Source organism: Sulfurihydrogenibium yellowstonense SS-5 (genome assembly GCF_000173615.1).
GTDB classification, from domain to species: Bacteria; Aquificota; Aquificia; order Aquificales; family Hydrogenothermaceae; genus Sulfurihydrogenibium; species Sulfurihydrogenibium yellowstonense.
In genome coordinates this window covers 1-2,834 of record NZ_ABZS01000199.1, presented here as the reverse complement: position 1 = coordinate 2,834, position 2,834 = coordinate 1, and the positions used below count along the sequence as shown (strand labels likewise).

The 2,834-nt window shown below is 33.1% G+C and carries 2 protein-coding genes; both read left to right on the top strand.

Annotated elements, in window-relative coordinates:
* Window positions 1-976, top strand: a 976-nt coding sequence (locus SULYE_RS07485; RefSeq protein ID WP_007548100.1) for an aminotransferase family protein, incomplete at its 5' end; no start/stop codon positions are given.
* A 69-nt stretch (window positions 977-1,045) separates the two neighbouring features.
* Window positions 1,046-2,719 carry an IS200/IS605 family accessory protein TnpB-related protein gene (locus SULYE_RS07480; protein WP_007548099.1) on the top strand — a complete coding sequence of 558 codons (1,674 nt, stop codon included), beginning with the start codon at window positions 1,046-1,048 and terminating at the stop codon, window positions 2,717-2,719.
* Window positions 2,720-2,834 lie beyond the last annotated feature (115 nt).

Here is a 2,834-nt window from a genome sequence, read left to right as displayed (position 1 = left end):
TTGGCATAATAAAGGAATGAAAGAAAAAAACAAGTTTATAACATTGAGTGAAGCTTATCATGGCGATACAATAGGCAGTGTTAGCGTTGGTGGCATCAATATTTTCCATGAAAAATATAGACCTCTCCTTTTTGATGTTTATAAACTACCTTCTCCTTATTTACAAGCCGTAAAATTAGCCGGTAGAGAAAAAGCTTTAACAGAAGAGACTACAAAGAAATTGATAGACGAAGTAGAAGAGTTTGTTTTTAAGCATCATCAAACAGTTGCAGGTTTTGTTTTAGAGGCCGGCGTTCAAGGTGCAGCCGGTATTTTACCATTTCCAAAAGGATATTTAAAAGAAATAGAAAGAATTTGTAGAGAATACAACATTTTAATGATTGTTGATGAAGTTGCAACAGGATTCGGTAGGTCTGGAAAGATGTTTGCATGTATAAAAGAAGATGTTAAACCAGACATAATGGCTCTTGGAAAGGGAATAACAGGAGGATATTTACCATTGGCAGCAACTTTAACAACAGATAAAATTTTTGATGAATTTCTTGGAGAATTTGGAGAAGCTAAACATTTTTATCATGGACATACGTACACAGGAAATCCTGTAGCTTGCAACGTAGCATTGGCTAACATTCAGCTTTTTGAAGAAGAAAAAATATTAGAAAAATTACAACCAAAGATTAAATTATTAGAAGAAAGACTAAAAGAATTCTTAGAGTTAAACCATGTTATTGATGTAAGACAGTATGGATTTATGGCCGGTGTTGAGCTTGTAAAAGATAAAGAAAAAAAACAGCCTTATCCATACGGAGAAAGAACAGGGTTTAAAGTGGCAAAGGCAATGCTTAAAAGAGGGATATGGATAAGACCGCTTGGTGATGTAATGGTAATCATGCCGCCATTATCAACAACAGAAGAAGAGCTTGACTATTTCTTAGTTAGTTTAAAAGAAAGTATTATTGAAGTCTGCGGAAATTAATAAATGGAGGTTCACAACAGTTGCTATTTTCTGTAAAAAAGTTTAAAGTGAAATGGTTGAGATTGAGAAATGATAACTCTACAATGCCAACTTGAATTTCAAAATACGCAAGACAAGGAAGCGGTATTAGATTTGATGCGTAGATTTTCATCTGCTATGAGATATGCTTATCAAAGATTGTTAGAAGGTGAAAAAAGAAAAGATTTAAAAAAGTATTTATCAAAACTATTTGACATAAACACAAGATACTCAGATGATGCTATATTTTTAGCACAATCAACAATCACATCATGCAAAGAAAGAGGTCAAAACCCAAAAAAGCTTGTATTTGGCTTAAGGAAATTATTTGAGCAATTAAAGAGAAATCATTTAACAGGTAAAAGAAGAAAAGAATTAAAGATAAAATGGAGAGAAAACAGACAAGGGAATTTGTATTCAAGAGGAGATAAAACAAAACAAGGAAATCTGAATTTAAGATTTCAGTGGATAAATGATGAATTGTATTTAAGAATAAACACAGGAGATAGACAGTATATCTACGCAAAAGTAATTAGAGATGTTAAAAGAGAGAAAGATAAATGGATAGAGTTTATGTTTATGCTTGAAAATGCATATCAGACAAATCAGTGGTTTCCATACAGTGTTAGATTAAAAACTAAGAATGGCAAAGTATACGCTTTTATATCCATTGATGAAAAACTACCACCTATTACAATCAAAAGAGACAATGGAATAATAGGCATAGATGTAAACGCATACCCATTTCATTTGGCATTAGCTTTCACAAGTAAAGACGGAAATTTAGAAAAGTATCAAAGCATTAGTTTAAACGAATTATTAGAAGCAAACTCAGAAAAAAGACAATATTTAGAATGGCAAATAGCACATAAGATAATAAAGACAGCAAAGGAAGAGAATAAAGCTATAGCTATTGAGAATTTAAAGAAACTACCAAAAGGTAAAAGAGGAGATGGGTTAGCAAAATTAAGAGGAAGACTGCAAAAATGGAGCTATAAGAGATTATTGGAAAAAATAGAAATACTGGCAAGAAGAAATGGGATAGAATTAATAAAAGTCAACCCTGCCTATACATCTGCAATAGGAAAGCTAAAATATGCACCTCAATACAACATAGATAAAGACATAGCAGGAGCTTATGTAACAGCAAGGAGAGGATTGGGATATAAAGAAAGACTGCCTAAGAATTACAAAGAACTTTTAAATGATTCTGACTTTCTATCATACACTATAGCAAAAATTGAAGATAATATCACAAAATTAAAACAAAAGTTAAAAGAAGAGAAAAATGAATACAAAAGAAACAGATTAAAAAGTAAATTAAGCAAACTAAGAAAAAACCTAAAAACACTACAAAAATACGTCTCACTTCTCACGTCTCACGTCTCACGTTTAGAAAGTGGAAAGAGCAAGACAGCTACCCAAAAACCTGTCAACCAATGGAAGGAACAGGTGAGGGGTCTGCCTGCAGGTAGACATAAAAGCTGGCAAGTTCTTTCCATAGCCTTAGCCTTCTGCTGTCTTGAAAAGTCTTACAGAGACTTTTCTCCTTTGAAGCGTGTTATAATTTCAAAGGATTGGATAGCAGTGGCTAATAGGTTAGTTCCTGTGCCTGGCATAGGGACTATGACACTTCCAAAATACCGCCTGTTGGGGTTGGAAGTGTCTGAAGTGGCGGAATACAAATACCCCAACCCAAACTGTAGTTTTGTACAGTTTGGTTGACCAGGATAAAATGATAATAAGAGTTGCTCACAGTCCGGATTCTGATGATGCATTTATGTTTTATGCGATCAACACAAAAAAGATTGATACTAAAGGTTACGAATTTATAGATATA

Coding starts and splice junctions, on each gene's coding strand:
- SULYE_RS07480 (WP_007548099.1), top strand. CDS start 1,046: ATGATAACTCTACAATGCCAACTTGAATTTCAAAATACGCAAGACAAG.